This is a genomic window from Gottfriedia luciferensis, assembly GCF_002156865.1.
In the GTDB taxonomy this organism is placed as follows: Bacteria; Bacillota; Bacilli; order Bacillales; family Bacillaceae_G; genus Gottfriedia; species Gottfriedia luciferensis.
Window position 1 is genome coordinate 48589 of record NZ_NCTA01000003.1, and the last position, 25213, is coordinate 73801.

The following is a 25213-nucleotide window of genomic DNA, read 5'->3' on the forward strand; positions in this document are numbered from 1 at the left end:
AATTTCTTATGCAATATGCAGATTTTACTAATTCATATGCACAAAGAAATGAAGCTAGAAGATTACTTTTCCAATTTTTTTGTAAATTGCTCGATATTTTTTATATGCTCATCTGAAAACCATAATGGCATCGCAGAAAATACTTCTTCTTGCATACGTTTCTTAAGATTTTGTTCGTTCCATTTACGAATTAATATTTTTTTATTTTCATGATGAATTTGCGCTGGAATACCTCGTGATAAATTGATAAAACTTTCATTATGTAGTGAAATTAAGTCTTTGGATAGTTCATGGATAAAACCAAGTTTTTTAGCCTGAAATGCGGTGTATATATTAGAGGATGATAATAATGTGATCCATTCTTGATGATTCATTTTTTCTAGAAGTATGGTCCCACCGCCCCATGAGGTTGGTATTCCCAATCTTCCTTGTATAAACCCTATTTTTGCATTATGATTTGCATATCTAAAATCGCACGCACTAGCAAGCTCACAACCGCCACCTAATGAGTAACCGTTAATAAAACAGATTGTAATTTGTGGTAACATAGCAATTTGATAGATAATTTCACACATTTTTAAACTGAAAGACTCCAAAGCTTGTAGATCATTTTTAAAATTTAAAATTGTATTTAAGTCTCCACCAGTACAAAAATATTTCAAACCTTCCCCAGTTAGAATGACTAGTTTACTTTGGGATTTTAAACGAATCTCTTGGATGACTTCTAATAATCTATCGGCTGTGTTTTCATCAATGCAATTCCCATAATTTGGCCTATTTAAAAAAATATATTCAATTTCATCTCGTTGATAATTAATAACTTCAGCCACTCTAATCCCTCTCTCTCTACCTCTATTCTGTTAATTTTAATTATACTATACGGAAGGTAAAAATAGGTTATTTTAGTAACCTTAAACAATTCTTGCGGTTTCAAAAGAAAAACAATGTGGAAAATATTTCAGTGGTTTCTAACACTAATTTGGACAAAAGGAAAAGCACATAGTTTCCTATGTGCTTTGAAAGACTAGCTTATTTGCTAAGTACTTGTTTTCCTTTGTAGTGTCCGCATGATTTACATACGCGGTGTGCTAATGTTAATTCACTACAGTTTGGGCATTCAACCATTCCAGGTACCGCTAATTTAAAATGCGTACGACGCTTTCTTTTTACAGTTTTGGACGTTCTTCTTGCAGGTACTGCCATTGATCCCACCTCCTTAAAGTGAGTGTTTGTTATGAAGCCGGTAATCCGGTACTTCTCAATTATCTTGTTTGTCAAAAAATTTTGCTAATCCAGCAAGTCGAGGGTCAATTTTTTGCTCTACTTCGACGTGTTCCCTAACTTCCCAATCTGTTCCAGATGTCGGCGCTGTCTCTTGGCCTTCAATATCCTCTGCAAAAACCTGCATTGGTATCTCAGCTAAAATACACTCCTCAATCACTGGGGTTAAGTCTAACACATCACCCTCTAGGATGTGAAAATTCTCATCTTCACTTTTCCATTCATTTGTTGTAAAAAATGTTTCTGTTGTGGTAATCGACAAAGGATATTTTACATCAACCAATGTTCTTACACAAGGTAAAATTAAATATCCAGTTATTGTTAAATGAAACGTATATCGGTTCGTTCCAAAATCAACTCGTCCAGCAACTCGAATCGGAGAAACCTCTCGAATCTCATTATTACGTTCCTTTAATTGACTTAAATCAATTGTCTCATCTAAATTTAAACCTTTATGTCTTAATTTCTGCAACTGGTGCACTGACCATTTCATAAATAAACCACCTCAAGGCAACAATGAAAATTATATATTCCTTATAACCATTTGTCAATATTTTTTCTTTACAGTTAGAAAAGCGGAAGGAGTTCGCTCTGCCCCGACAAGCATAAGACGATTTTTAGCAAAGGTTTGCTCTTTAACCTTTGATGAAAATTGGCTTATGACCTCGAGGAGTTAGGAGCCGGAGCTGGACATCAATCCTACTTTTTTTCTTGAATACTATCTTCAAAAAAGCGGAAGGAGTTCGCTCTTTAACCTTTAATCAAAATTCGCTTATAACCTCGATAAGCTACGAGCTAAAGCTTGTCATCAATCCTACTTCTCTAATGATATATTACCGGAAAGCAAGCACACGGAACTAGAAATCTTAAAAAGATTAAACGATTTTTAACTACTTCAAATGATCGTTTTTGTAGCCAAAAAAAACAGTAAACTCTTACCGGAAATTTGAGTCATTGCCCTTAATCTTTTCCCTCAATCCTTCCCCCTTGTTCATGCTCTAATTATGTAACCTATCTAATATATTATTTTCCACAATAAAATTCAATACAATTCACACTAGCTTGCGAATTATTTCTAGAAACTGGTATTCTTAGTGTATAAAATGACGAAAATAGTAAATATAGGAGGTGCACTTTCTTGCGTTCCGTTGGAGTAGTTGTTGAATATAATCCTTTACATAATGGCCATGTTTTTCACTTAAATAGTTCCAAAGAGGCAACAAATGCCGATGTTGTTATCGCTGTAATGAGTGGACAATTTTTACAAAGAGGTGAGCCTGCAGTTGTTCCGAAGCATGTACGGACTAAGCTTGCATTACAAGCCGGTGCAGATCTCGTTATCGAGCTTCCATATAGTTATTCTACTCAACATGCAAGCATTTTTGCTAAAGGAGCTATTTCAATCTTAGATTCGTTAAAAAGTGATTTTGTTTGCTTCGGTAGTGAAGACGGAAATATTGAAACGTTTAACGTACTAATTCATCAAAAGAAGCTTCTAACTTCTTCAATTAATTCAACTATACGCACTTTTCTAGATGAAGGAATGAGCTACCCTGCAGCATATAGCAAAGCATTGCAACAAAATCTAGAGACATCAAAATTAGATGTTTCACTTCCAAATAATATTTTAGGTATACATTACTTAGAAGCAATTGAACATTTCGAAAGCAAGATGGAAGGTAAAACAATTAAACGAATAGCAGCAAATTATCATGACGAAGAAACCACTCATCAAAGTATTGCAAGTGCTACTGCAATCAGAAAATTACTTAAGGGTGAGGATCAATCAATTTCTAACTTTGTCCCAAGCTTTACTAAAAACTCAATTGAAGATTATTTAAATGAGTTTGAGACTCTTCATTCGTGGAATAACTATTTACCATTTTTAAAATACAAATTACTAACTTCAAAAAATAAAGAGTTAGAGTCAATTTACGAAGCAGTTGAAGGGTTAGAAAGAAGGGTTTTTAATTCTATATTGAATTGCAATAATTTTGAAGAATTAATGACTTCAATTAAAACGAAACGATATACTTGGACTCGAATTCAACGTTTATTAACACATCTTTTAACCAATACATCCAAGAATGAAATTTCATCAATTTTAGAATTTGATCGTGTTCCGTATATTCGTTTATTAGGAATGAGTTCGATCGGAAAAACTTATTTAAATCGCCAAAAAAAGCAAATTGATATTCCGATTTACACTACAATTAATCAACAAAATCAATTAGCTTTAAGTACAGATTTAAAAGCTACTTATGCATATTCATCAATCCTTTCACTAGAAAACCAACAAAAATTGATAAAAACAGAATACTCGTTATATCCAATCATATACGATGAAGATGCGAAAAATTTTATTAGAGCCTAGTAAAAATTAGAATGAAAACTCGCAGAATGGCGGGTCACTAGTCGAAGACGGAGTCTAAATCGGTGTTTACGTAAAGTTATTACGTACTATGAAAAAACTGCTTATGAATTTCATTTAACGTCAATTCGTTAAGATGAATTCATAAACAGTTTATTTTTTTGTTTTTAAGTTTTCTAGATAAGAAATTACTTGTTCATACGTGTTAATTGGTACAATTTTTATTTTCAAGTGATGTTTTTTTGCACTTTGCACAGCCTCATAATAATTTGAATTCTTTCTTCCATTTTCTGATGGTGCAAAGAATATTTCTGCGCCTGATTTAGATGCTGCTACGATTTTTTGAGATATACCACCAATCGGACCTACAACCCCATTTTTGTCAATAGTACCTGTACCAGCAATCTCATAACCTTTCGCAAGATTTTCATCCTCTAATTGATCATAGATTTCTAGTGCAAACATGAGACCCGCTGAAGGTCCTCCTATTTCCTCAGAATTGATTTTAACTTTTGGTTTAGTTGATAGCTTTAAATTTTCTGCAATTGAAACACCAATCCCTGAACGTTTTGGTTCATTTTTAAAAGCTTTCGTTTTTATGGTATAGTATTTTTTTTCGCCTTTACGATCAACTTCTAGCTGAAAATTAGTACCTGGTTTACTACTTTTAATCGTTTTTGTAAAATCGTTTAGGGAATGGATTGCTTTGCCGTTAATTTTTGTAATAATATCCCCTAGCATTAGTACGTTGTAAGCAGGCATTTCCTTTATTACCGAAACAACAATAATCCCATTTTCGATTACTTTATATGATTTATTTGCCTGTTTATATGCATTTAATATGGCAGCTTGTTTTGATTCTTCCATATATCTTAATTGACGAAATTGATAATCTTCATCACTTTCTCCACTTACTTTTATATCGTTAATTTTATATAAGTGGTAAGTATCATTTAGCTTTGTTCCAAGATAAGAGTATACATTGGCCTTACCCATCGAAACTGTTGTTAGCATAAATTCACCTTTATCTTTTTTCGCGCCTGCAACCTTTACATATGGTCTTAATGGTTCTGCTAAACCTGGCTTTGTCACATAATACGGTAAAGGAATGAAATATAAAAGTATTAAGATGATGCCAAGTATGAATAGTATGTTAAGTATTTTTATCCTTCTTATCACCATTGTTCTCCTTCCATTGCTCAATCTTATCTAAAATCTCTGGTATACATTTTTCTGCTGCCTCTTCACCGATTTGAATAATGTTTTCTAAATCAGTAAAATTTCTAGAATTTATATGATCTAATTTAGGTCTTATCATAATATTGGATGCAATTTCTCTATTTCTTACAAGCTCATGCTGCATGATTTCAATACTTTGCATAATTACATCATAGATTGTTGAAACTTCACTGCTTACATTAATTGGTGAAGCATCGACACCAATAACAAAGTCCGCTCCCATCTCTTTCACTACTGAAACAGGAATTCGATCAATGACACCACCGTCTACTAAAAGTTTACCATTCCAATTCTCTGGTACAAATATTCCTGGAATTGAAATGCTTCCTCTAACCGCAGTAGCGATATCACCTTTTTGAAAGACAATTTTTTCCCCAGTTAATAAATCGGTTGCAATGACCGATATTGGTAGGTCTAGCTCTTCTATTTTTTTACCAAATGATAAAACTTTAATTAATTCTTTCACTCTATTTCCGGAAATCAGACCCATTTTCGGCACAACATAATCAATATAATATTTTGATTGAAAAACTTTTGCAATTTTATATAACCTATCTACATCCGAACCAGCACCGTATAACACCGCTACTAAAGCACCAATACTACTTCCTGCTATCATATCGATAGATATATTATGCTTTTTCAAGACGGAAATTACACCAACATGTGCAAATCCCCTTGCCCCACCTGAACCTAGCGCTAAACCAATTTTCGGTTCCAAGTTGTTCCCCTCCAATTAAACTCTTTGGTCTAAAATCGAATTCAATGAACGTATATTAAATTGTACAAGTTTTTTTATACATATATTAATATCTTATTTTCTATTTATTGGTCTTACTACAAATGGACAGCATCCAAAGCGTTAAACAGTTTATATTTTGGAGGTTTATATGTGAAAAAAAGTTACTTCATTACTTTACTAATTTTCATAACACTTGTATTACTAACATCTATGATCATTTCGCATCCAGATGTAGCATTTAAAGGGTCAATTAGAGGTTTAGATATGTGGTGGGGCATCGTATTTCCTTCATTACTTCCTTTTTTTATTTTAAGTGAACTTCTCATTTGCTTTGGGATTGTTCAATTTATAGGTGTATTTTTAGAACCTGTTATGCGACCGTTGTTTAGGGTTCCAGGTGTGGGAGCATTTGTATGGGCAATGGGAATGGCTTCTGGCTTTCCTTCGGGTGCAAAACTTTCTGCAAAGTTATATAAAGAAGGCGAACTGACAAAATTAGAAGCTGAGCGACTTAATTCATTTACAAATTCGTCTAATCCATTATTTATATTTGTTGCTGTTTCTGTTGGCTTTTTTCACAATGTAAATATCGGAATTGTTCTTGCTCTTAGTCATTATTTTTCTAACGCGATTGTAGGCCTCCTAATGAGGTTTTACGGCAGAAACCAACCTAACTACTCCCGTAGCGAAAGAATCCATTCTAACCGCTTTAAATACGCTTTTAAAGTACTACACGAAAAAAGAATAAATGAAAAAAGACCGATTGGAAAAATACTTGGAGATGCAATTGGTTCTTCAGTTCAAACTTTATTAATGATTGGTGGATTTATCATCGTCTTTTCAGTTCTAAATATGCTTTTATTAGAAATTGGTTTTATATCTCATGTTGGAAAAGTGATCGCATTTTGTTTTTCCAAAATAAGTGTTAATCAAAATTTATCTACCCCGTTTTTGTCTGGTCTATTTGAAATTACTTTAGGATCTAAATTAGTTAGTGAACTTAATAATAGTACACTATTACAACAAGTAGCCTTAACAAGTTTTATTTTAGGTTTTGGTGGTTTCTCTATACAAGCACAAGTTGCTAGTATTATCTCAGAAGTTAAAATGAGCATGAAACCATATTTAATTGGTCGATTATTACAATCAATCATCGCTCCAATTTTAGCAATTATTTTTTGGAAACCATTCTATTTGAATAAGTTGACTTCAAATTCTAGTCATCAAACGGTACCCGTTATGAAGTTTTTTTCAGAAAAGCATCTTAGTCTAGATTCGATCATTTCTACTGGTTCCTTATTCACAATAATTTCCCTCTACATTTATTTACTCATTTTAATTTATCAATTTTGGATCAAAAAAAAGAAACCTCAGTTTTAATTTAAACTTGAGGTTTCATAAATTTTTCTGTTAATGCGTTGTTTACACAATCAGGAACTAAATCTTTTACATTTCCGCCATATTTAGCAACTTCTTTTACGATTGAAGAACTTAAGAATGAATATTGATTATTTGTCATAACAAAAAATGTATCAATTTCATCTACCAATTTCTTGTTCATTGCAGTTATTTGCATTTCATATTCAAAATCTGAAACTGCTCTAAGACCTCTTAAGATTGCAGAGGCATCTATTTTTTTCGCATAGTCCATTAATAGCCCGCTAAAAGAATCAACTTGAACATTAGGAATTGATTTAGTAGCTTCAGCAATTAAAGAAGTTCTTTCCTCTATAGAAAACAACGATTTTTTGGCAGAGTTATTTAACACTACAACAATTACTTCATCAAATACTCTTGCGCCACGTTTAATAATATCTAAATGTCCTAAAGTAATTGGGTCAAAACTTCCAGGACAAACTGCAATACGTTTCATCTCGTACCCCCTATAAATTACTCCATACAAATATGATACACTGATACTCCACAAATTCCATATTTTTCTGCTTTTGTTCTTTCAAATTTTCCAATTTTCTCTGGCAATTCGACATCTGTAGCATGTTCAACTAAAATTGTTCCATCTGTTGTCAGCAGATTTTTTTCGTCGAAAATTTCAATTAAAGAGATAATCTGTTGTTTTTTATAAGGAGGATCTAAAATAATCAAATCAAATTGAATTTCTCTTTTGATGATTGCTTTTACAGCACGTTCAGCATCATTCCGATAAACTTCAGCTCGATTTGTAAGATTACATGTTGCTAAATTTTCTTTAATTGTTTTAATAGCTTTCATTTCACGATCTACTATTATCGCTTTTTCCATTCCTCTACTTAAAGCTTCAATCGAAAGTCCGCCACTACCTCCGAATAAATCTAAAACAAGCCCGCCTTCAAAATATGGTCCAATAATATTAAACATAGCTTCTTTAACTTTATCGGTTGTCGGTCTAGTACTCATCCCTGGTACTGCTTTTAGGCTTAAGCCTTTATTTTCACCTGATACTACTCTCATTCTATTTACACCTACTATAAATTTCAATTTACGAAAATATCCTATCATAATTTTCACGAAACAAAAAACATTTCTTTCCATATTCTCCTACTAATGTATAAAAACATTCACTTTGGTAATAACTAAATTTAACAACATCTCAGTTGATGTTGTTGCCAACCGCGGAGAAGACTTACGTTTCCCCATAAGTTCTTCCTCCGGTTTCTCCTCTCCCTTTGCCTTCTTTTAAGTGATGACACTTTAATAAGAGGGGCCCTGCAATTGCGGGGTTTTTTTTTATGCCTATATCCTGTAGAATAAATGTTGCATTTATATTCTAATTATTTTTATATCGTTTAAGTTTTGACGTTTTAAGGGGGAACCATCGTGATTCAACGTATGATCGAAATAGGAGAAGGATACTCCGATCTTTATGAATTATTTGAAATAGCTAAATCTCAAAAAGAGCGAGTTCGATTTTTATTAAAATTAACTTCTGAAAACAATGGAACAAAATGCTGTTCATTTGCTGTAATTTTAAACCCTACTTCTATCGGTGAATTTCAGCCAATATATTATTGTAGAGAAGGAATTACTCTTAAAGAAGAAAAAATAACAAAAAGAGAAGAACTCTTTGAAGAATTAGCTACAAATTTAAACAAAGAAATTATTACACTGCAAATCAGACACTCAAGCTCGTTCCATGAAAACGATTTATTCCATCAATACATTATTGGAATTTTACGTTTAAATCATTTAATTCCACCAATGAAGTAGTAAGGGCAGGGAATGCAGTAAGGAAAGATAAAAAACAAAGATACTGTTTTCCTAAACGCTCCCCTTATTCTTACCCCATAAAAAACGATTGAACGGTTATTTAATTTGGATAGGGAATCCCTTCCTAAATTAATTATTACCATTCAATCGTTTTTAATCTACTTGATAATCATATTCCTTTGCTTCATCTGGTTTTGCATTTTCATATTCTGTTTTGATAAAAGGTTTATATGATAAATCAATTCGTTTCACAAAATGAAATTTTTTCAATCTCTCTATCGTTCGATCAATATCATCCATATTGCAATATAGGACTACGTATTTCAAACGTTTAGAGACAAAGTGAATATTTCCAAATTTACGTAACATTTTCGCTTGCTTTAATGATTGTAAATAAATAATAATGCCTTGTCTTTGCACGAACATTTTATTTCTCCTTTAAAAATCCGTTAAAAATAGAATATCATATCCCAAATTTCTTTTGCAATGAAACTTTCATATTTGTTACTTAGAAAGGGTTGAAAAATATGTTAGATGGCATTTGGGAGCAATTTACTAACTGTATTTCAAATTATAAGCAAATTACCCATTTTTCAAACAAATTAATATGTGGAGTGAATTTCTTATACGTTCAAAGCGAAATCAAAATGAAAGAAGAAGAGATTAAAAACTTATTCATTACTTGCTCAAAACAATTTACGGACGAATTTAAATTAATTTATCGAATTGAGTTTATTCGGAAGGAAGACAATCATTTTGTTTTTAGACACCGCTTTTATGTCCCAAATAAAAAAATGTTTTGTTGTGGGAATCAATGCACGGATTGTACTAGATTTCGAAAAACATAAAGTAAACTTGCCGTTTGGTGAGCCTTGAGTGAAGAAGAGAATTGGCAACTACGTCGAGTTTTCTCCAATGACTATTTTGACTATCTAATAAAAAAAGACTCACTAATTAATAAAAATAGGTGAGCCATAATGAATAATTATTTTGTTTTACAACCGCACTTTCCACCTGTTCCACATCCACCAGTACTACATCCACCACCTGTATTTACAAAGAATGGATTTCCTGCTGGTACTTTCACCGATGGTGATACAGCTTGAGCAATTAGATAGCTCGTCTCATCTAAAAGCAATTGAATTGCATCTTCCGCTTGCTTAAAAGCAGAAATTGTATCATTTAAATGAAGTTCTCTTTTCACTTCACTCATTTTTTTTCGAATTTCTTTATAGTCAGGATGATATTTCCCAAAACGTTGAACATCCTCGTATAAATCCTTAATTCTAGTAAAACGACTGATAATATCTTGGGCAGTCTTATCATTATTTAAAGCAATATATGAAGCTCTGTACTGATCTGCAACATCTGATTGTACGATCATTGAAGCAAGTTCTTCTGATACTGACATAAGTTGCAAGGTTTCAATTGTTGCATACATTTCCTCACACCTCCAAGTATAAACTATACCATATTTATTTTGTAAAATAAAAGAACTTGTACTAACTCTTTATATGGTTTGAAATATTAAAATCAATAATGTTCCATTTTCCATCTTTGAATTCAATAAAATTTGCACAAGCATTTTTTAATGTTGTCCTAAAATTTACTTTTTCCGGATCAATTGCATATAAAATCGCTTTTATTGTATGTGAATGGGCTACAATGACAATTCTTTTTCCATCATTTTTTTCAGCAATGTCTTTTAAAGCACTAAATGCTCGATCCATTAAGTTTTCATTCGTTTCCATTCCTACTACATCATTATTATAAATGCGTTCATGAAATTCGGAAACAGATTTTCCACTTGCTTCTCCAAACTCTCGTTCTAGAAATCGCTCGTCCTCAATAATGGCATCCATTTTAGTAAATTCTGCAATTGCCTTTGCAGTTTCCTTCGCCCTACCTAGAGGACTAGTTATGATAGAGTCCCACTCTTTTTCACTTAAAAATTTTGCGCTATCCTTCGCTTGCTGTTTTCCTATATCATTTAAAGGGATATCTTCTCTTCCTTGTATTATATTGTTAAAATTCCAATCAGTTTGTCCATGTCTTACTAAACAAATTTCTGTCATAACTACTACTCCTTTCGAAACTTGCTTTCTTCATTGTAGCAAAAAGCTATGACAGATTAAAACATTATTCTTTTTTATCTTCATTCGTTTCATCGTCTGATGCATTACTACTTGATACGTTCTGTTCTTTCAGAACTTGGAACATATCAATCATAAATGATGCCATTTGAACTTGATTCGACAATTTATCAACTCGTTGTGGAATTGTTTTACCAAAAAACTGAAGTGAAGCTAATCTAAAATCTTCAGTTAGCTCAGGATTTCTAGAAAGTTTGCGATACCATTTTGGTTGCTGTCTAATAAATTTTATATAGTCTTCTTCGCTCTGAAGGAAATCTAAAACATCTTTTCTCATAGAGCCCTCCCTTAATCCTGTCTAAAGTTAAAAGGCTGAGATACTTGTTTTTCCTCTCTTTGACCGGAAGATGCTGCAGGTGATTTAAATTGAGAAATAAGTTGTTGAATATTCGATAATGTTGAGTTTACATTTGATAAGTGATCTTGAATTTGATCTGGATCTAAATTTTTTACAAATGATATTACTTTACCAACGTATCCTTCCTCTGATTGAACATTTTTGGCAGAATTCTTTGGATCTGATCTTCTGCTTTCGTTTCTATATGCATCCCACATTTCATGATCTGCACCATATAGATACCAATCTTCAAAATACTGCTGCCAAGTTTTTTTCCCTGCATTAACCTCATCGCGAAGTTTTGGATGATCCATAACGAATTGCCTAAATTGATCGATTGATGGACGGTTTTTTTCATTTCTCATACATCTCACTCCAATTAAAAGCATTTATTACAAAATTATGTACTGAGAATAATTTGGTGCATGTATGGAAATAAAAAAATCAAGTACTAACTTTCGCTAACACTTGATTTCATCATTATTTTATAAAGTTTTGTGTGTAATATTTGCTATATGCTCCTACACCAAGTGAGGTATACTCTTTTTTATACATATTAATTCGATGTCCTTTACTATTAATCCATCCGAAAACAGATGCGATTCCATCCACGTAGTTTGCGGAAATATTTTCACCAGCCAATCGATATGGAACATTTGCGTCGTTTAACCGATCCGCTAGACTACCGTATAAATTAGAATAATGATCAAAGTATTTATGTTGAACCATATCTTTACTATGCCCCAACGCTACTTTAGCTGCTTCATTATTCCATTTTAATGTCGTTAAGTTCATTCTTTTTCTATAAACATTTGTTAAATTAAAAATTTGTTTTTCTTCTTCCCGATCAACAACTGCTTGATGTAAGGAATTTAAAGGTTTAGCATTTATTAAACTTCCGCTATAGATAAGTTCGTATGGTCTTTGCTTAACTAGTGTTTCAGGTGATAAATATCGAATACCTAATAAACTTCCAGTAAAACGGTCAAAATAAAGTTGAGCATAACAATTATTTAAAGAAACAAGAGGACGTTCCTGTAAATCAGTTGCTGATAATTTAAAAGTATATTGGTTGCTTTGTATCGAAAAGGAAAACTTTTCATGTAAACTGATATTATCCATTGTTTCTTCATAATGGCTACCCATTTCAAATGGAGAAATATCAACTGAATTTCCGGCAACAAAAATAGTTACAACCTTACCATTTAGAACTCCAAATTGTGCATACTTTGAAGAATCTTTATCATAAATAAGCCAATCATAGTCATATTGAGAAGGAACTTTTCTAGATGGCTTTCCATAAATCTTTAAAATTTCTTGTTCACTTTTACCAATATATTGAGAAACAGCAAATTTTGTATTCTTCGTATTCGTATTCTCAATCATTGGCTTATTTACTTCTTCAGCCTTTTGAAAGTGTTTTATTGTCGTAAAATTAGAAATCCAATCTTTAATTAACGGACTAAACATAAATACTGTAATAAAACTTATTGTAAAAAAGAAAAGTTTTATAAGCTTTTCCATTACGATCTTCCCTTCTCAATCGTATACTCTAACTGTATAATTACATTGTAGCCAAATTATTCAAAAAAATATATAAATTAGTTAAAATACATTTATCAGCTTTTCATTGCTAATTATTGTCATTGATAATATTATATTAGTAGGGATTTTTTCTAAGTAATTTAGGGGGTAATAACATGAAATTTGAAAATACAAATTTAGAAAATCATGTAGTGAATGTGAATTTATTAACTGAAATCATGGAAGAACTAGGTTTCGTCCTTGCTGGCCAATGGGATTACCAAAGAGTAACTTACGATTATAAATTTGAACAACGTAATGAAATTTACTACCTACGTGTACAAGGTTTTGCCGTTGAAGGGCATGTAGAATCAAATAAAGGTAAAATTCAATTACTTACACCTTTATTAGGTAAATACTATTACCCACATGGTGTGGAATATGGTGAAGGCGAAAGCTTCCCGCAAGGTATTATTGATAAAAGTAATGATTTACTTAAAAAAGCAGAAGAACAAATTGCATTAGTAAGTAAGTTCATTATTTTATAATTATTAAAAAGAGTGAGTAAAAAGAAGTACAACTTCTATTACTCACTCTTTTATTTTTTTGTTCTTAAAAAAAGAAGGTTGATTTCCGTTACAGGATGCTCGCTTTCCATGGGGCGTGAGGCTTTAGCCTCCTCGGCAAGCTTGCGGGGTCTCACCCTTTCCGCTACTCCCATAGGAGTCGAGCACCTTCCACTCAAATCAATCTCATTAAACATTTTATAATTTAAATTCTATATAATCTTTTGATAATGTCTTTTATATCAAAGATTAACATACCTTCTTTTAAAAATTAAAATCCTAAAACAGCTTTAATTACTGAGGTAGTTTCTCCACCTTTATAGAAGACGTATAGTAAACAGTATACGAATACTCCTGTAATTGCTGTGAAAAACCAGATAATACTTGTAACAGGACCAATTTTTTTATGAAGTTTTAATTTATTTTTAAAACCCGAAATAATTGATACTAGTCCAAATACACCGCCTGTTGTAGCTAAGAATATATGGAAAAACAAAAATATATGGTAATACAACTTTAAATTTTTTGGTCCTCCAAAAGATGTGTTTCCAATAAAAATTGTTCTTGTTGCATAGACAATAAAAAATGAAAGTGCAAACACTCCACCAAAAAACATTACTTTCTTATGTGCTTCTACTTTTCTTTTTGCAATAAGAACCCAGCCAATTGCAACTAAAATTGCACTAATGACAATAAAGCTTGTACTTATTGTTGGTAAAATTGGTAACGAATTCAAAATTTCCACCCCTACGATTTTTTAAGCAATAATGGATTACTACTAATTGGATCAATTTTATTTCCATTTTGTTCTCTTTTAGCCCATTTGAAAAAATTATATCCGATAACAGAACCATATACTATTTCCTGGATAATTTTCATTATGATTCCACCGACCTGTTGATCTTCTCTAGCTGACATTATATTTAATACGTCCGGACCAGAAATATTTAACGATTTTAATATATCAGGTGATACACATAACTCCATCGATTTACTCCATAGCACTGGATCATTGTATGTAGCATAAAAAGGATGACCTGCGAAAATAATTAGTGCACACGCTGGAGTTAATAGAATACCATTACCAAACATATATCCGATTTTTTGAATATCAGATAATGTTTGTCGTTCAGGTAAGCTATTAATAACAGGAAACCACATAAATAATGCCATGAAAAATAGCATATTCGTAAATAAGAAATGATAGACATTATTCGTTTTTACTGCATCAAAGACTAGTGGATAATGATAAATTGAAAAAACTACGTTAAAGACTATTAAAGCAATAAGTGGTTTTGTAACAAATTTAAAAATCGAATTTACTACATTATTTTTCAATATGTTTCTCCACAACCAATTTGGAATCCCAATGATAATAAAGATTGGTGCTACTAAATATAATATAGCCATTTCAGTCATATGCGCACTAAAAATGATATGACCGATTAAATCAATTGGACTTCCTTGGGAGATATAAATTAGTAAAATACCGATAACAAAATAAACTTTTTCTTTAGTCAAGGTTGTATGAGTTGGTTTTTTCTGTTTATTAATTATGTAAAAATAACCTAATGTGACTAAAACTAAAAACACTAAAAAATACGGACTCCAAAGTGCTTTAAACCCAAACATCCCAAAGTTAATCATGAATGCACACCCTTTATATGATCTATTCACTCTTATTATTTTTAACTAATACTTAGATAAATATCAATAACCTTATTAAGCCATTAAAATGAATACTATTACTACCTAAGCATTATGTTAATCATATAATACTTGAAGACATAATCCAAACTATTATACTACTAAATTATATAACAGTCATAACATATAGTTCAAATTAAAAGATAATGTGAAAAGTTTTCCCAATAACATAAAAAATATATTAGATTCAAATCTAACCATATAGTAAGTATTTATCATTAAACATAAAAAAGGAAGTGAATAAATTCACTTCCTTTTTTTATCATAACCAGATAAGTGTTAAGAATGTAATTAGTGTAATAATCGCAACAGTTAATCCAGAATATAAGAAGAACGATGTTGTACTATGTCCTTTATTTTTCATATGCATGAAATAATAAAGTTGGAACACTAATTGAACTACAGCAAGTAATAGGATAAATGGAATTGTAAAATATGGATCCATTTTATCTCGGTAAATTACTGCTGCGAATGATGCTAATGTTAAAATGATCATCAGAAGGAATGAAATTAATTGTTGCTTCATTTCTTCAGCATGTTTACGTCTGTGATACTTAAGTTCAACTTGATTTCTTTGATGAGAGTTTGTATTTGCACCCATTTCCTTATCCCACCATTCCCATTAAGTATACTACTGTAAAGATGAAAATCCATACTACGTCGATGAAGTGCCAGTATAAGCTAGCTACGTAGAACTTCGGAGCGTTGTATAAATTTAAACCTCTTCCAGCATTTCTAAGCATTAAAGTAGTAATCCATAGTAAACCTACAAATACGTGAGCACCATGAGTACCTACTAGAGTATAGAATGCAGAACCAAATGCACTGCTCTTAATTGTAAAGTGATATTCGTGCATATAGTGTCTAAATTCGTAAATTTCTAATAATAAAAATCCTAATCCTAATAATACAGTTATGCCTAACCATAACATCATCTTTTTGTGTTCAAAGTTTTTCATATGGTACATAGCATAAACACTTGTAAGTGAAGATGTTAAAAGTAACATAGTAGCAATAAATACTAGTTTAGGTTCAAACATTTCCGCAGCACTAGCTCCACCAGCAGTAGAGTTTCTTAATGCTAAGAACGTTCCAAATAAAGAAGCGAATAAAACTGTTTCTCCACCTAGAAATAGCCAAAATGCTAAAAACTTATTTTTGCCTTCTTCAGTAGCTTTTTCAGGGTTATGAGGAAACGTTTCAGCTGTAAACTTTTGATTCATTTCCATTATGCCTTAACCCCCTCTTTAGCTATGTCTTCTTTATGGATATGGAATCCGTGATCATCAATCCATGAACGTAAGAACATTGATCCGAAAGTGATGAATAATCCAAGGATTAATACACCAACTGCCGTGTGGTTCTTAAGTTGATCATTATACATTGCCCCAAATGAAGCAATAAATAATCCAAGTGACATAATAAACGGTAAAATAGATGAGTTTGGCATATGAATATCACCTAATGGCTCAGCAGGTGTCATTTTGCCGTCACCTTCCATTTTTTCTACCCATAAAGCATCTAATCCACGAACATATGGAATTTGAGCAAAGTTATATTCTGGTGCTGGAGAAGAGATTGACCATTCAAGTGTACGACCTACACCCCATGCATCTGCTTCTGCCTTTTTACCTTTAAATGCAGTGTAAACTACATTGATTAATAATACGATTGTAGCAAGTCCCATGAACATTGCTCCAATGGAACTGATTAAGTTTCCAGTATCTAAGCCTTGTCCTGGTAAATATGTAAAGTAACGACGAGGCATACCCATTAATCCTAAGAAATGTTGGATAAAGAAAGTTAAATGGAAACCAATAAAGAATAATGCAAATGTAAGTTTACCTAGTTTTTCACTAAGCATTTTACCAAACATTTTTGGCCACCAGTAATGTGCACCGGCAAAGATACCAAATACTACTCCACCTACGATTACGTAGTGGAAGTGAGCTACTACGAAATAACTATCATGGAATTGATAGTCAGCAGGAGCTGCTGCGTTCATGATACCTGTTACCCCACCAAGTACGAATGATGGAATAAATGCTACTGACCAAAGCATTGGCGTTGTAAAACGAATTTGTCCGCCCCACATTGTTAATAACCAGTTAAAGATTTTAACCCCTGTAGGTACTGCAATTGCCATTGTTGCAACTGCGAAGATTGCATTTGCTACTGCACCAAGACCATCTGTAAACATGTGGTGAGCCCACACCATGAATCCTAAGAAACCGATTAATACTGTAGCGAATACCATTGAAGAATATCCGAATAATCTTTTCTTAGAGAATGCTGGAATGATATCAGAGAAGATACCAAATGCAGGTAAAATAAGAATGTAAACCTCTGGATGTCCGAAAATCCAGAATAAATGTTCAAAGATCATTGAGTTTCCACCTAATGAAGCATCAAAGAATGCTGTTCCAAATAGGCGGTCAAACATTAATAGCGCTAACCCAATTGTTAATGCTGGGAACGCGAATAAAATAAGTGCTGATGTTACAAATACTGTCCAAGTAAATAGTGGCATACGCATGTAAGTCATTCCTGGAGCACGCATATTAATTATCGTTGCTAGGAAGTTAATACCACCTGCTAATGTACCAATACCTGAAACCTGTAGACCTAATAAATAGAAGTCTACACCATGTGATTTACTATGTAGAGCTAAAGTCGCATAAGATGTCCAACCTGCGTCAGGTGCTCCACCTAAGAACCAACTTAAGTTTAAGAAAACTCCTCCGAAGAAAAATAACCAAAAACCTAAAGAATTTAAAAACGGGAACGCTACGTCACGAGCACCAATTTGTAATGGTACTACTGCGTTAAAAAATGCAAAGATCAACGGCATCGCCGCCAAGAAAATCATTGTTGTACCATGCATTGTTAATACTTGGTTATAAGCGTCACCAACTAAGAAAGTGTTGTCTGGCTTAATTAATTGTATACGAATAAATAACGCTTCCATTCCACCAACTAAGAAAAAGAATCCACCAGCAATTAAATACAGGATCGCAATTTTCTTATGGTCGACTGTCGTTAAGTAGTCCCACAATAGTGGTTTCTTTTTCGCTACAGAACTCACAGTATTACCCCCTTTGCTTCATATCCATTAAATTATTTTGCAATTTTCAAGCTTGTTAAGTAAGCAGTTAACGCATCAATTTGATCAGATGATAAGTCACCATATTTACCTGTCATCAGGTTACCTGGTTTCATAGCTTCTGGATTTGTTAACCATTTTTTGATATTTGCTTCATTATTTTTAGCAATACCAGCAACCATATCTCGATCACCGAAGTTTGCTAAGTTTGGAGCAAGTCGTGCAGCTGGAGGTCTTGTATCATTTGCATCTGCAGCATGACAACCGATACAGCTTTGTTTGAAGATTTTTTCACCTTCTTGAGCATCTGCTGTAACAGCTTGACCTTTTTGATTTTTCATATCTGCTAACCATTTATCATAGGCTGCTTGACTTACAACCTTAACTTTAAATTGCATTAATGAATGTGAAGGACCACAAAACTCTGCACAGAATCCATTATATGTACCTTCTTTATCCGCTGAAAGCCACATTCTATTTTCACCTTCAACGTTTGTATCAATTTTACCAGCTAATGATGGTACCCAGAATGAGTGTTTAATATCTTGACCTTTTAAGTTTAAGATAACTTTTTTACCAACTGGGATGTACATATCTTGAGAAGTGATAAATTTTTGTTTAGGATACTCAAATTCCCACCAGAAAAGATGAGCGTTTACATTAATTACAATTGCATTCTTTTTCTTTTCATCTTTTGCAATTTGCTTCTCATCTGAAAGCTTAAACGTTTGTGATACTGTTGGAACTGCTAATACAATAAGTAAAATAACAGGAATAATAGTCCAAAGTAACTCTAGAGTATGACTACCTTCTACTTGCTTCGGAATAATATTTTCTTGACCTTTACGGTGACGATATTTCACGATCACATAAAGGAAAAGTACTGTTACAACAGCAACAACGAATACCATGATGATCGTACTAAGCTTCATTAGATCGTATTGCATTTTTGCTACTTCACCTTGAGGATTCAGTGTAGATTGATTTGCATGACCACATGCACTCAATATAACTGCTATCAAGGAAATTAGCGAGACTAATCGCCAATGTTTCATAAGTATACTTCCCCCTCTTTCAATTTAAAGTGTTTCATTCTTATTTAAAAATAAGATTAAACAAACAATAAAAAAATCCCCCGTAATACCCCTAATTAAAACGAAATTGTAAACACAATCATTGACATAAATAGAAGAGTTAAATAGTTAATTGAGTATATAAACATTAATTTAGAGAACTTTTGATCGTCCTTTTGTTTATAACAATAGATTCCTAAAATAACCCATCCAATATTCAATATTGTTGCAAAAATAATAAATGGTAAACCTAGAGCTTGCATGTAAAATGGCAATGGTAATAAACATAATACCCAAATCATAACTTGACGTTTCGTCATTTCAAATCCATAAACAACTGGAAGCATTGGAATTCCAGCTCTTCTGTATTCCTCAGAACGACGCATCGCAAGAGCTAAGAAATGTGGTGGTTGCCAAATAAACATGATTAAAAACAGCATCCATGCAATAGGATGCAAATTAGCATCAATTGCTGCCCATCCAATCAATGGGGGTGCTGCACCAGATATACTACCTACTACTGTGTTTAACGTGTAATTACGTTTCGTCCAAAGAGTGTATAGTACGATATATGTAAATGCACCAATAAATGCATATACAACAGCCATTAAGGTTGTGAAAGCCATAAAAGTAAAGCCCACAATTAATAAAAGAATACCAATTGATATTGTAACACTTGGTTTAATATTACCCGTTACAGTTGGTCTGTTTTTAGTTCTTTCCATGTAAGGATCAATATCACGATCAATATAGTTATTGATTACGCATGAACCTGCAATAATTAACGATGAACCAATTACTGTCAATATTGCTGTTGGTAAAGAGTCTAATATATCTAATCCATTTATTTGGATTGCTAACCAGATACCTGTAAACGTTGTCAGAATATTAGAGTTTACGATCCCTATTTTCATTAAAGAAAGTAAGTCTTTCTTTAGCGAAGTAGAAGGATGATCCGCATCTCCGTCTTTAGAAACATTATTAGCTAATTGTGCCAAGTCAATCCTCCTCTTTTCAACAAAACTTCATAACTCATCCCATATTTTAATGGACATTAATGAATTTTTAATTTAAGTATACATCTATTAAACTAAATTAAATGAAATTTTTGTGATAAATATATGAACAAATTGTGTACGTATCACAAAAATTTTAACGTATACAGCCTATCTTTTCAATACTAAATACTATTTAATTATAAAATTAATTATTTCTATATTTTTAAAATGAATACATTCAAACTTAAGAAAAAACAAATATTATGTCTAATTATGAAGGTTACCTTTGAATTTTATGTCGTAATCTTATATGATATAGAAGTATTATTTGCAGAATAATTTTTTTAATAAATAAATTTTAAAATAATTATTATTTTATAAAAGTGGGTGTGTATACTTTGCTACGTGTTTTAAAAGGGGTATCATTAATAACCTCATTCATTCTCTTAATTGTTTTATTGGGTGGGGCGCTCGTAACAAAGACTAATTCTGGACTCGGTTGTGGAAGGTCTTGGCCATTATGTAAAGGTCAAATCATTCCTGATAATTTAACAATTCAAACGGTAATTGAATTATCACATCGAGCTGCATCAGGTCTAGCTGGAATATTTGTTTTATTATTAGCAGTGCTTGCTTGGATCATCATTCCTCATAAAAGAGAAACAAAGTTTTTAGCAATCATATCTTGTATTTTTTTAGTTGCTCAAGCATTAATTGGAGCAGCAGCTGTAGTTTGGGGACAAAATCCCGCAGTTAAAGCCATTCACTTTGGTATTTCACTAATCTGTTTCGCAGCAGTTGTCATGTTAACTTTATTAATTTTTGAACGTGACCGCAATTACCAAAAAGATACATTTTACGTCGGAAAAAAATTGAAATTTCATACTTATGGATTATGGATTTATTCATACTTAGTAGTTTATACAGGTGCTCTAGTTCGTCATGAAAACGCTAGCTTAGCGTGTCCTAGCTGGCCTTTATGTAGTAAAGTAAACAATGGTATTCCGACTCAATTACATGAATGGATTCAAATGGGGCATCGATTCGCAGCATTTCTACTGTTTGTTTGGGTCGTTATTGCATTTGTCCATGCATTTAAAAACTACCGTAAAGAACGTGGCATTTATTTAGGATGGTTAGTTTCACTTATTCTAGTTTCGTTACAAGTAATTTGTGGCGCTTTAATTGTTCTAACAAACTTAAATATTTTCGTAGCGTTAACACATGCTATTTTGATTTCCTGCTTATTTGCAATATTTAGTTTCCAAAGTTTAGTTTGTACGAGAAGTAAAAGCTCGAATCAAATGCTAGTTCAAAATAAAAACATCTCATAAAAAAAGGTATTTCTTCCACATGATTGTAGAAGAAATACCTTTTTTTCTTGTATATGAGTTAAGGAGTAGTTACCTACTCCCCATTCTTTCTCTAAAGCTCGTTAACTCATGAGATTTCTTTATTTTTGTTCTAATTCGATTAATAGATCTCCTGTTGAAATGCTTTCACCAGAAGTAATTAAGATGTCCCTAACGACACCAATAAATGGAGATTGAACAGTTGTTTCCATTTTCATCGCTTCAGTAATTGCTAAAGTTTGACCTTTTTCTACAACATCGCCCTTTTTAACTAATACATTTAATACTGTTCCTGGCATTGTCGCATTTATATGATTCGGATTACTAGAATCCCCTTTTCTTTTTTGAACAACAGTCGATTTGATTGAGTAATCCTTAATAACAATTTCACGTGGTTGACCGTTTAATTCAAAATAAATTACTCTTGTAGCATCCGGCTGAGCTTGTCCAATTGAAACTAGCTTAACAATTAAAGTTTTTCCGCGTTCGATCTCAACTTTAATCTCTTCATCTAATTTCATACCATGGAAGAAAGTTGGTGTATCTAACACCGATAAATCACCATAGCTCTCTACATTCTTTTGATAGTCCATAAATACTTTTGGATATAGGCAATAAGCTAGTATATCAAAATTCGTAACTTGACGCTTTAAAGCACTAAATAAGTATTCCTCAACATCTTTAAAGTCAATAGGTTTTAAAGTCTCTCCAGCTCTCTCTGTTAAAGGTTGTCTACCTTTTAAGATAATGCGCTGTAAACTCTTTGGAAATCCACCATGAGGCTGTCCTAATTGACCTTCAAAGAATTCGATAACTGAGTCAGGAAAATCGATCCCTTCACCTTTTTCATAAACAGCATCTTCATCTAAATTATTTTGAACCATAAATAATGCCATATCTCCTACTACTTTAGAAGACGGTGTAACTTTTACTACATCACCAAACAGTTGATTTACGCGACCATACATATCCTTAACTTCTTCAAAACGGTCTCCTAATCCAACACCTTTAGCTTGTTGTTTTAGATTTGAGTATTGACCACCTGGCATTTCATGTTGGTATACTTCTGTATGCGGTGAAACCATACCACTTTCGAAACTACTATAATATTTACGTACGCCTTCCCAATAAGTTGATAATTGTTCCAAACCGTTAATATTTAAATTCGTTTCATGATTTGAACCTTGAAGTGCGTAATATAAACTATTTGCACTTGGTTGAGAAGTTAACCCTGACATACTGCCAATCGCAACGTCTACTACATCAACACCTGCTTCAATAGCTTTAACGTACGTAAATAACCCATTTCCACTTGTATCATGTGTATGTAAGTGGATCGGTAAATTAACAGTATCCTTCAACTCACTAATTAATGTATAAGCAGCCTGAGGCTTTAATAGACCTGCCATATCCTTAATTGCAAGAATATGTGCCCCTGCCGATTCTAGATCTTTAGCAAGCTCTTTATAATAAGCTAAATTATATTTCGTCTTAGTTGGATCTAAAATATCACCTGTATAGCAAATCGACGCTTCAGCAAGTTTACCATTTTCTCGAACAGCATCAATTGCTACTTCCATTCCTTTAATCCAATTTAGGCTATCGAAAATTCGGAATACGTCGATTCCGGCTTGAGCCGATGCTTCAATAAATTTTTTGACTAAATTATCTGGGTAGTTTTTATATCCTACCGCATTAGAACCACGTAATAACATTTGGAATAGTACGTTTGGTACTAGCTGTCTTAGATTTAATAATCTTTCCCATGGATCTTCATTTAAGAAACGATATGCAACATCGAAAGTCGCTCCGCCCCACATTTCCATAGAAAATAAATTAGGTAATAATTTAGATGTTTGCTCTGCAACGGTAATTAAATCTTTCGAACGAATTCGTGTTGCTAATAATGATTGATGTGCATCCCTAAATGTTGTATCAGTGAATAAAACATTCGGCTGATTTTTTAACCATTTTGAGAATTCGTCAGGACCTAGCTTATCTAATAATTGCTTTGTTCCATTTTCTGCAACTTTAATATCTTTAACATTTGGAATGATGATGTCATCAAATGTTGGTTTTTCTTTTACAGTAATACCTGGAAACCCATTTACTGTTACATTTCCAATATAATTTAATAATTTTGTTCCACGATCTCTTCGTTTTGCAAAAACAAATAATTCAGGAGAAGAATCAACAAAAGACGTATTGTATTCACCAGACAAGAAGTCAGGGTGAGTTGTAACATTTTCTAAAAATGGAATATTCGTTTTAATTCCCCGAATACGGAATTCTTTTAAGTTACGATTTAATTTTGCTATCGCACCATCGAATGTAAGTGCATGTGTCGTTAATTTTACAAGTAAAGAATCATAATAAGGTGTAATAACTGCACCTTGGAAACTGTTTCCAGTATCCAATCTTACACCAAATCCACCACCAGAACGGTAAGCCATAATCTTCCCTGTATCTGGCATGAAATTGTTTAATGGATCTTCTGTTGTAACGCGGGCTTGAATAGCAAAACCAATTCTAGGAATGTCCTCTTGTAATGGAATTCCTACTCTATCACTATGTAAACTATGTCCTTGTGCAATTAAGATTTGCGTTTGAACGATATCAATTCCTGTAATCATTTCTGTAATCGTATGTTCAACTTGGACACGAGGATTTACTTCTATAAAATAAAAATCATTGCCTGAAACTAAAAACTCTACAGTTCCCGCATTTACATATTCAACATCTTTCATTAACTGAACCGCTGCATCACAAATACGGATACGAAGCTCTTCAGAAATTGAAGTACATGGTGCAACTTCAACTAATTTTTGATGTCTTCTTTGGATCGAACAATCTCGTTCAAATAAATGAATGATATTTCCTTGATGGTCTCCTAATATTTGAACTTCAATATGCTTAGGATTTTCAATATATTTTTCAACATAAACCTCATCATTACCAAAAGCAGCTTTTGCTTCCGATTTGGCACGCTCATAAGCATCTTTTAAACCAGCGTTTGTGCGCACTATTCTCATTCCACGCCCGCCACCACCAAGTGCAGCTTTAATGATGATTGGGAAACCATAAGTTTCACCAAATTCAACTACATCTTCTAATGATCTAACCGGACCATTGGTACCTGGAATAATTGGTAGATTTGCTTTTTGCGCCTGCTGCTTAGCTTTAATTTTATCTCCAAAAATATCTAGATGCCTTGAATAAGGACCTATAAATAGAATGCCCTCTTCTTCGCATCTCTCAGCGAATTTAATATTTTCTGATAAGAATCCATAACCAGGATGGATTGCATCTACATTGTTCTTCTTTGCAATTTCAATAATACCTTCAATATCAAGATAAGCATCAATTGGTTTTTTACCTTTCCCAACTATATATGCTTCGTCAGCTTTATAACGGTGATATGACCCTTCATCCTCTTTCGAATAAATTCCAACAGTTCTAATCCCTAATTCAGTGCACGCTCGAAATACTCGAATCGCGATTTCACCTCGGTTAGCAACAAGAACTTTTTTAATCTGTTTCGTGTAAGTCATTTTTTAAGCCTC

Annotated in this window: 26 protein-coding genes; 5 read left to right on the forward strand and 21 right to left on the reverse strand. The window is 32.7% G+C overall.

Features of this window, described 5'->3' with window-relative positions; translation table 11 throughout:
* Positions 1–62: 62 nt before the first annotated feature.
* From B7R67_RS03865 to B7R67_RS03875, 3 genes are all read right to left on the reverse strand, one after another.
* Complete coding sequence (locus B7R67_RS03865) at positions 63–830, reverse strand: enoyl-CoA hydratase/isomerase family protein (protein ID WP_158095017.1); 768 nt, start codon at positions 828–830, stop codon at positions 63–65.
* Positions 831–1029: 199 nt separating this feature from the next.
* Complete coding sequence (rpmF, locus tag B7R67_RS03870; RefSeq protein WP_025672195.1) at positions 1030–1203, reverse strand: 50S ribosomal protein L32; 174 nt, start codon at positions 1201–1203, stop codon at positions 1030–1032.
* A 55-nt stretch (positions 1204–1258) separates the two neighbouring features.
* Positions 1259–1774: a YceD family protein gene (locus B7R67_RS03875; RefSeq protein WP_088067736.1), complete on the reverse strand. Its 516-nt coding sequence runs from the start codon at positions 1772–1774 to the stop codon at positions 1259–1261.
* A 645-nt stretch (positions 1775–2419) separates the two neighbouring features.
* Here B7R67_RS03875 and B7R67_RS03880 point away from each other — a divergent pair.
* Positions 2420–3655 (forward strand): nucleotidyltransferase, encoded by a 1236-nt coding sequence (locus B7R67_RS03880; protein ID WP_088067738.1) that lies wholly within the window; start codon positions 2420–2422, stop codon positions 3653–3655.
* 150 nt (positions 3656–3805) lie between these two features.
* On the opposite strand, the gene B7R67_RS03885 is transcribed toward B7R67_RS03880, so the two are convergent.
* Together B7R67_RS03885 and B7R67_RS03890 are read right to left on the reverse strand one after the other, a co-directional pair.
* Entirely contained in the window at positions 3806–4834 is a 1029-nt protein-coding gene (locus B7R67_RS03885) for a SepM family pheromone-processing serine protease (protein ID WP_088067739.1), read from the reverse strand.
* Complete coding sequence (locus B7R67_RS03890; protein ID WP_235822081.1) at positions 4806–5612, reverse strand: patatin-like phospholipase family protein; 807 nt, start codon at positions 5610–5612, stop codon at positions 4806–4808. The genes B7R67_RS03885 and B7R67_RS03890 overlap by 29 nt, the downstream gene beginning before the upstream one ends.
* 171 nt (positions 5613–5783) lie before the next feature.
* Between B7R67_RS03890 and ylbJ the strand changes: the two genes are divergently transcribed.
* The gene (ylbJ, locus tag B7R67_RS03895; RefSeq protein ID WP_407920373.1) at positions 5784–7013 is read left to right on the forward strand and encodes a sporulation integral membrane protein YlbJ; all 1230 of its coding nucleotides are present in this window, start codon (positions 5784–5786) and stop codon (positions 7011–7013) included.
* Position 7014: 1 nt separating this feature from the next.
* On the opposite strand, the gene coaD is transcribed toward ylbJ, so the two are convergent.
* Both coaD and rsmD read right to left on the reverse strand, forming a co-directional pair.
* Positions 7015–7506, reverse strand: a complete 492-nt coding sequence (gene coaD, locus B7R67_RS03900; RefSeq protein ID WP_088067743.1) for a pantetheine-phosphate adenylyltransferase — start codon at positions 7504–7506, stop codon at positions 7015–7017.
* 17 nt (positions 7507–7523) lie between these two features.
* Positions 7524–8081: a 16S rRNA (guanine(966)-N(2))-methyltransferase RsmD gene (gene rsmD / locus B7R67_RS03905; RefSeq protein ID WP_088067984.1), complete on the reverse strand. Its 558-nt coding sequence runs from the start codon at positions 8079–8081 to the stop codon at positions 7524–7526.
* A gap of 366 nt (positions 8082–8447) precedes the next feature.
* Between rsmD and B7R67_RS03910 the strand changes: the two genes are divergently transcribed.
* Positions 8448–8837: a DUF7147 family protein gene (locus B7R67_RS03910; RefSeq protein ID WP_088067745.1), complete on the forward strand. Its 390-nt coding sequence runs from the start codon at positions 8448–8450 to the stop codon at positions 8835–8837.
* A 153-nt stretch (positions 8838–8990) separates the two neighbouring features.
* Here the strand turns inward: B7R67_RS03910 and B7R67_RS03915 are convergent, their stop codons facing one another.
* The 6 genes from B7R67_RS03915 to B7R67_RS03945 all read right to left on the reverse strand — a co-directional run bounded on the left by B7R67_RS03915 (position 8991) and on the right by B7R67_RS03945 (position 12851).
* Positions 8991–9263, reverse strand: a complete 273-nt coding sequence (locus B7R67_RS03915; protein ID WP_088067747.1) for a YlbG family protein — start codon at positions 9261–9263, stop codon at positions 8991–8993.
* Between the two features lie 559 nt (positions 9264–9822).
* A complete protein-coding gene (locus B7R67_RS03925) occupies positions 9823–10278 on the reverse strand; it encodes a YlbF family regulator (protein WP_088067751.1) in 456 nt (151 codons plus the stop codon).
* A gap of 61 nt (positions 10279–10339) precedes the next feature.
* A complete protein-coding gene (locus B7R67_RS03930) occupies positions 10340–10912 on the reverse strand; it encodes a histidine phosphatase family protein (RefSeq protein ID WP_088067753.1) in 573 nt (190 codons plus the stop codon).
* Between the two features lie 64 nt (positions 10913–10976).
* Complete coding sequence (locus tag B7R67_RS03935; protein WP_088067757.1) at positions 10977–11267, reverse strand: YlbE-like family protein; 291 nt, start codon at positions 11265–11267, stop codon at positions 10977–10979.
* An 11-nt stretch (positions 11268–11278) separates the two neighbouring features.
* Entirely contained in the window at positions 11279–11692 is a 414-nt protein-coding gene (locus B7R67_RS03940) for a YlbD family protein (RefSeq protein WP_158095018.1), read from the reverse strand.
* A gap of 115 nt (positions 11693–11807) precedes the next feature.
* Positions 11808–12851, reverse strand: a complete 1044-nt coding sequence (locus B7R67_RS03945; RefSeq protein ID WP_088067761.1) for a CAP domain-containing protein — start codon at positions 12849–12851, stop codon at positions 11808–11810.
* A 176-nt stretch (positions 12852–13027) separates the two neighbouring features.
* Between B7R67_RS03945 and B7R67_RS03950 the strand changes: the two genes are divergently transcribed.
* A complete protein-coding gene (locus B7R67_RS03950; protein WP_088067763.1) occupies positions 13028–13399 on the forward strand; it encodes a YugN family protein in 372 nt (123 codons plus the stop codon).
* 289 nt (positions 13400–13688) lie between these two features.
* Here B7R67_RS03950 and B7R67_RS03955 read toward each other — a convergent pair whose 3' ends face one another.
* The 7 genes from B7R67_RS03955 to cyoE all read right to left on the reverse strand — a co-directional run bounded on the left by B7R67_RS03955 (position 13689) and on the right by cyoE (position 20298).
* A complete protein-coding gene (locus tag B7R67_RS03955; protein WP_088067765.1) occupies positions 13689–14153 on the reverse strand; it encodes a DUF420 domain-containing protein in 465 nt (154 codons plus the stop codon).
* Between the two features lie 11 nt (positions 14154–14164).
* A complete protein-coding gene (ctaG, locus tag B7R67_RS03960; protein WP_088067767.1) occupies positions 14165–15064 on the reverse strand; it encodes a cytochrome c oxidase assembly factor CtaG in 900 nt (299 codons plus the stop codon).
* 322 nt (positions 15065–15386) lie between these two features.
* Positions 15387–15725 (reverse strand): cytochrome c oxidase subunit IVB, encoded by a 339-nt coding sequence (gene ctaF, locus B7R67_RS03965; protein ID WP_088067769.1) that lies wholly within the window; start codon positions 15723–15725, stop codon positions 15387–15389.
* Between the two features lie 4 nt (positions 15726–15729).
* A complete protein-coding gene (gene ctaE, locus B7R67_RS03970; RefSeq protein ID WP_088067771.1) occupies positions 15730–16353 on the reverse strand; it encodes a cytochrome c oxidase subunit III in 624 nt (207 codons plus the stop codon).
* Complete coding sequence (gene ctaD / locus B7R67_RS03975; RefSeq protein WP_088067773.1) at positions 16353–18209, reverse strand: cytochrome c oxidase subunit I; 1857 nt, start codon at positions 18207–18209, stop codon at positions 16353–16355. The genes ctaE and ctaD overlap by 1 nt, the downstream gene beginning before the upstream one ends.
* 32 nt (positions 18210–18241) lie before the next feature.
* Entirely contained in the window at positions 18242–19282 is a 1041-nt protein-coding gene (gene coxB / locus B7R67_RS03980) for a cytochrome c oxidase subunit II (RefSeq protein ID WP_088067775.1), read from the reverse strand.
* 95 nt (positions 19283–19377) lie between these two features.
* Entirely contained in the window at positions 19378–20298 is a 921-nt protein-coding gene (gene cyoE, locus B7R67_RS03985) for a heme o synthase (RefSeq protein ID WP_407920374.1), read from the reverse strand.
* 398 nt (positions 20299–20696) lie between these two features.
* Here cyoE and B7R67_RS03990 point away from each other — a divergent pair, with 398 nt between their 5' ends.
* Complete coding sequence (locus tag B7R67_RS03990) at positions 20697–21632, forward strand: COX15/CtaA family protein (protein WP_088067779.1); 936 nt, start codon at positions 20697–20699, stop codon at positions 21630–21632.
* A 119-nt stretch (positions 21633–21751) separates the two neighbouring features.
* Here B7R67_RS03990 and pyc read toward each other — a convergent pair whose 3' ends face one another.
* Positions 21752–25201, reverse strand: a complete 3450-nt coding sequence (pyc, locus tag B7R67_RS03995; protein WP_088067781.1) for a pyruvate carboxylase — start codon at positions 25199–25201, stop codon at positions 21752–21754.
* Between the last annotated feature and the right edge of the window lie 12 nt (positions 25202–25213).